Here is a 5,461-nt window from a genome sequence, read left to right on the forward strand (position 1 = left end):
GGGGGATGGGCTGTAGCCCAAAGCCCAATACTGCGAACTACGATCACCGTAAAACGGTTAAAGAGGAAAGGTTATGTTAGTTTATTGGAATACTACAAACGTTAAGTTTCATTATCGAACCGCCCAGTACGAGACCCGTACGCTGGGTGGTGTGAGAGGCGCAGTCCGTTTCTATTTAGGGGCGGACCCGTCTACTCGATTGAACTAAACCTAAAGGTAGCTTCAAGCAGTTATTAGCCTGCTGTTCACTACCTTTAGGATAGGTTTAATCATAAAGTTTAAAGTTATGAAAAAAAAGTAGTACCCTTATTGATAGGGCCTGTAATTCCGTTCCAGAATTTAATGAACTGTATCGTAAGTTAAGACGATCTATCGAGCTTTCCGGTAAAAGCCAAAGTACCCTCACCAATTATGCGCGTTGCCTAGCGCATATTTCCCTTCATTTTAAATGTAGTCCGCTGGTTCTTGACCAGGAGCAGGTCTTGGATTACCTGCATGTTTTAAAATCACAGCACAAGACCCCTTCCGAGAGTTTCTTCAAGCACACTGTCTATGGTCTTCGCTATGCCTATCGCATCTCGGGGATGAATGAGATGCGTGTGGTGCTTCCTTCCATAGAACGGCCGAAGAAGCTACCTGTCGTATTGAGCCATAACGAGGTAAGGCTGCTGCTCAAGGCCCCAAAACTTCTCAAGCACCGTTTGGTCCTGGCCATGCTCTATGGCTGCGGCCTTCGGAATTTTGAACTCTGTAACCTACAGCTCAAAGATCTTGATCTTGAAAGGATGATGCTGCACGTACGCCAGGGCAAGGGCAGGAAGGACCGCTATGTCCCATTGTGCGCGATGCAGATCCGGGGCCTAAGGAAATACATCAGGGCGGAAAGGCCCGTTACTTGGTGCTTTAACGGCAATGACAGAGAAGGAAACCCCGTTGCACTGTCCACTACAGGAGTACGGTGGATCGTTAACGAGGCACGCAAACACAGTGGCATACCAAAGGTGGTCACCACCCATAGCTTGCGCCACAGTTATGCTACCCATCTGTTGGAAATGGGACTGGATATCATCAGCGTAAAGGACTTGTTGGGACACGCCGATATCCAAACCACGCTTACCTACCTGCATGTGGCACAACTGGGCAGACAAAGACCGTTCAGTCCGCTGGAGCGGCTTTATGGGCCATGACCATGTACCGTACTTCCTATGAGGTTGCACAGGTATTGGAGCGCAACAGGGAACAGCTGGCCGGCCTATGTGCCAATAGCTGGCAGTCAAGGACCCTGCACGCCCTGCGCAAATGCCGCACCGCAGCATTGGGCGGGCATATAGACCGTTGCGACAACCCTGGCTGCCATAAGCTGCACCTTAGCTACAACAGTTGCCGGAACCGTCATTGCCCCAAGTGCCAGGGGCATAAAAGGGAACAATGGATCAGGGCAAGGGAGGCCGAACTGCTGAACGTGACCTATTTCCATATGGTCTTTACCCTTCCTTCGGAACTTAACAGGATGTGCCTTTATGATCCCAAGTCGATCTATGGCCTTTTGTTCGGGACGGCCTGGCAGGTGATCAAAGGCTTTTCATCCAATCCCAAGTTTTTGGGGGCCGACCCGGGAATGGTCGCCATCCTGCACTCCTGGGGACAAAATCTGTCCCTTCACCCGCATCTGCATTGCATTGTTCCCGGAGGAGGGACCACAAGGTCGGGCAAATGGAAATTCGCTAGGAACAAGGGAAAACCTGGCTGCCGAAAGGCACGCTATTTGTTTCCTGTAAAGGCTATGAGCAAGGTTTTTAGAGCTCGTTTTGTAGCATCCCTTCGCAAGGAATTTCCACCACACCCCACGGCCTTCTACGAAAACCTGTTCAAGCACAATTGGGTAATTTATTGCAAACGTCCATTTTTAGGTCCAGAACAAGTAGTAGAATATCTTGGCCGCTATACCCACAAGATTGCCATCAGTAACCACCGTATAAAGAGCCTAGATAATAATAACGTCACTTTTACCGTCAAGGATTACCGGCATGGGGGAAGGAAATCCTTACTGCGATTAACCGATGCCGAGTTCGTCCGCAGGTTCGCCCTGCACATCCTGCCCAAGGGGTTCGTGCGTATACGCCATTATGGGATCCTGAGCAGTTCCAGGAAGAAGGCACTGCTTCCTTTGCTGCAACAGGTCCTGGGCGGTCCCGTGCCAAATGGACGGCCTCCCTTGAAACATCGCCGATGTCCTTACTGCCAGATCGGGATCATGGTGACCGTAGCGGTATTCGACAGCCGTGGCCCGCCCAAAGCATGGTCCGATCGACTGAAAAATAGCGCCCCAAGAAGAACGCCCCAAAAAGCGTAAGGGGATACCCATGGCCAAAATTAAAATAGCGGGATGAAAAAGGTCGTTCCTGAGAGTAAAATGGGCCAAGGAAATCAAAAAGGGCACAGGAACGGGCTACGAAAAAGGGAGACCACCATCTTAAGGGCCCAGCTCCGGCAACAAGATATATGTAAAAGACTCCATCAAACTATAGCAATCCCCATAGTAAGGGGAAACAGGACCCGGTTCAGTCAACACGGTCTTCATGTTTGGCCGTACCGACCACACGAAGTCTTAGTTATTAGCAAACGTTTTATTCTATTTAGTTTGTAGTGAAAGTAGCTGTACTATTTCCACCATTTGTTGTAATACCATCTGCGTATTTTACATAAGGTCTAAAGTAATAAAGGGTATTAGACGTTAAACCAGTAACAAACTCAGAATATATTGTTAAGAAAATATTTCCTTGCATATCTGGATCTAAAGTTATAGAACTATTAGAAAAATCACTATTTAAACTGTATTCGAAACCAATTTCTACTGGAGATTCTTTTTCTATGGCAGTAACTTCTAATTCAGGTGTAATTCCATCAGAATTTTGAAAGAACAAATCCGGTCTGATTGTCATGGCAATAGAACGTGTACTACTAGCATCTATAGCTGTACTTACTTGAATTTCGTTTCCATAGAAATAAGTACCATCACTCATTTCAAAAAAGCCTCTAATATAAACGGTTTGTCCTGCGTCTAAGTTTCTAAATGTTGCATTTACAGGGTTAGAGCCTAATGCACTTTCTGTATTATTACTATTAACGACAGGAATAGATGTCGTTCCGTAAACGAACCCTCTGTTTACTACATCACCACCAAAGTTTGGAGAATCTGGATCCACATATTCGCCAGTAACTATAATGTCTGTAGTTCCATCTCTGTTAATAAAATAATCAACATTACTATCAGTCATAAAAGATCTAGTATCTATTGGCTCCATAGAACTATCATCGCTTGAACAACTAAATGTTAAGGTTAAAGCTAATAAGCAAATTACTGTTTTGAAAAAATTTATAGTTTTCATTTTTATTTAATTTTAATTATTGTTTTTTGTAATTAAAGATTAACGTTTCTTCGTTTTTTTGAAGAATTAAATTCAATCTGTTGTTTTGGTTTTTCTAAATATTTTTATCAATGTATAAATTGTAATGATTTGTAGAAGCGGAAAAATAATGAGTAGATCTACTCTAAAGATATTTTCATCTTTAAGATAACTCCACTCTGTTACAAATAACTCCCATGTTATAAAAAGAACCCAAGCTAAGCTTATAACTATCAACATCAAATTATTAGTTTTCATAACTCTTGATTTATTGATGCAAAGATGAGGTCACATTAACAATAAGAGTCTTAAAAAAAGAAGATTGAGTCTAGAAAACGGTTTTCTGGACTTATTACAGAATATTAGACTTGCATGATATTAAGTTAAGTTGTTGTTTTTAAACGATGTAGGGGTTTTAGAAGTGTGCCTTTTAAAAACACTATAAAAAGTTGCTTTTGAACTAAATCCTGAGTCAAAAGCTATTCCTAGCATGTTTAAATGGTTATTTGAAGAATCTAACAATAATTTTTTTGCTTCTTCTACACGGTAATAATTTACAAATTGATTGAAGTTTTTATCTGATTCCTCTCTAATGAGTTCAGATAGGTTTCGTTGTGGTATTTTAAGCTTTATGGATACGTCAGCCAAAGATAAGTTGGGTTCTAAAAACATTTTTTCGCCAACCATTAATTCAATTAGTTTTTTATAGTACGTCTTGTTAATGATTGATTTATTCTTAGAATTTTCATTAAAGCTACTTTCTATATTTTCTTTTTTAGTAATTGAATTTTTTGAAACAAAAAGTTTAGGTTGTCTTAAACCGGAAATCCCTATCCAGAAAATAAAAATCACGTTGACTGATGAGATAAATGGATACATATAGTCTGTATAAAACTTTCCTTCTACAAAAATTGTAGATATTATTATAAGTATAAAGAAAAGTAAGAAAACCATAACACCCTTAGCCCAAGTAAGCAATTTTCCTTCCGTATTTGAATAATAATCTTCAACATTCTTCTTTTGTTTGTTAATGAATTTAATGGTCAAAATTGCGTAGTATATTGAATATGGATATGATAAAATCGCAAATAAAAATATTCCATCAGAAAATTTTTCAGAATTATGTATTCTCAATTTTGTATCTAAGTTTAAAACAAAAAGTATTGCAAAAAATAGAAACTCTATTATTCCTGGTAATAGAATAAGTAAATTTTTCTTTTTAGTTAGTGGACTATTAAAAATCCTTTTAATGTATAGATAAAATAACGGAATTGTTAAATATCTAAAATCTAATGGTAGATATAATAATGAGGGTTTAAATTCAAGAATATTTAAATCTCCAAGAATAGAATTTAAGAGTTCTGCACTATAAGCTAATAGAAATAAACCTAAAAATAACTTAGGTTTAATTCGCTTACTTTCAACTACTAAGATCAACCCTAGAAATACACCTTGAACTAAACCTAATATATCAATTAAACTTATTATGTTATAGTTGATCTCCACTTATTTAATTAGATTTTAATTCTTAGAGTTTAACCAAAAATAGAAATTATTAATATGATGTTATTTATTATGTACACGATGAGTTTCTAAATGTTTGCTAACGTTTAGTATAAGAGCAGTAGCGGATTAAATTACACTTACTTTTGGTAAGCAATATACTTAATTAAATGCGAAAACGGTTCAAGTTTGTACCTGAACCGCTATTGCTTTTAAACATTGTGTGTGCCCAGCATGGGCATCTTTTATCTACTGCAAAGTAGATAATTAATCTAGAGGGTGCAAGTCCCTTATGGGCAGGGGTAACGCCTTGAACCATTAGTAAGTCGCAAGGGTGGTAACTGCGAGGTTACATCTGAAGGAAGCGAGACTACAAAACTCGGTACTGACGAACAGGAACCAGATATGAGGCTGTGAGGATGGATGAGCAAGCACATCATTGTAAAGTCCGAAACACTTTTAAGTGAATGCCGAAGCAGTAGATCTGGCAGGAATCGAGGGAAAGAAGATGTCATTACCTGGGGAGGTCTCCAAAGTTACGTGTAACTAAA

General features: G+C 39.6%; 4 protein-coding genes. 2 read left to right on the top strand and 2 right to left on the bottom strand.

The window, feature by feature from the left end; all coding sequences use genetic code 11:
• The first annotated feature begins 593 nt into the window (after positions 1 to 593).
• Both BUA16_RS17915 and BUA16_RS17920 read left to right on the top strand, forming a co-directional pair.
• Positions 594 to 1,187: a tyrosine-type recombinase/integrase gene (locus BUA16_RS17915; RefSeq protein ID WP_317045405.1), complete on the top strand. Its 594-nt coding sequence runs from the start codon at positions 594 to 596 to the stop codon at positions 1,185 to 1,187.
• Positions 1,188 to 1,189: 2 nt separating this feature from the next.
• The gene (locus BUA16_RS17920; protein WP_072766081.1) at positions 1,190 to 2,353 is read left to right on the top strand and encodes an IS91 family transposase; all 1,164 of its coding nucleotides are present in this window, start codon (positions 1,190 to 1,192) and stop codon (positions 2,351 to 2,353) included.
• 283 nt (positions 2,354 to 2,636) lie between these two features.
• Here BUA16_RS17920 and BUA16_RS17930 read toward each other — a convergent pair whose 3' ends face one another.
• Both BUA16_RS17930 and BUA16_RS17940 read right to left on the bottom strand, forming a co-directional pair.
• Complete coding sequence (locus BUA16_RS17930; protein WP_072766078.1) at positions 2,637 to 3,389, bottom strand: hypothetical protein; 753 nt, start codon at positions 3,387 to 3,389, stop codon at positions 2,637 to 2,639.
• Between the two features lie 396 nt (positions 3,390 to 3,785).
• Entirely contained in the window at positions 3,786 to 4,913 is a 1,128-nt protein-coding gene (locus BUA16_RS17940) for a helix-turn-helix domain-containing protein (protein ID WP_072766080.1), read from the bottom strand.
• Positions 4,914 to 5,461: the final 548 nt, after the last annotated feature.

It is taken from the genome of Arenibacter nanhaiticus (genome assembly GCF_900141935.1).
GTDB classification, from domain to species: Bacteria; Bacteroidota; Bacteroidia; order Flavobacteriales; family Flavobacteriaceae; genus Arenibacter; species Arenibacter nanhaiticus.

What these genes read in the sequence shown, in the direction of transcription:
- BUA16_RS17915 (WP_317045405.1), top strand. Translation starts at nt 594, where the DNA reads ATGCGTGTGGTGCTTCCTTCCATAGAACGGCCGAAGAAGCTACCTGTC.
- BUA16_RS17920 (WP_072766081.1), top strand. Translation starts at nt 1,190, where the DNA reads ATGTACCGTACTTCCTATGAGGTTGCACAGGTATTGGAGCGCAACAGG.
- BUA16_RS17930 (WP_072766078.1), bottom strand. Translation starts at nt 3,389, where the DNA reads ATGAAAACTATAAATTTTTTCAAAACAGTAATTTGCTTATTAGCTTTA.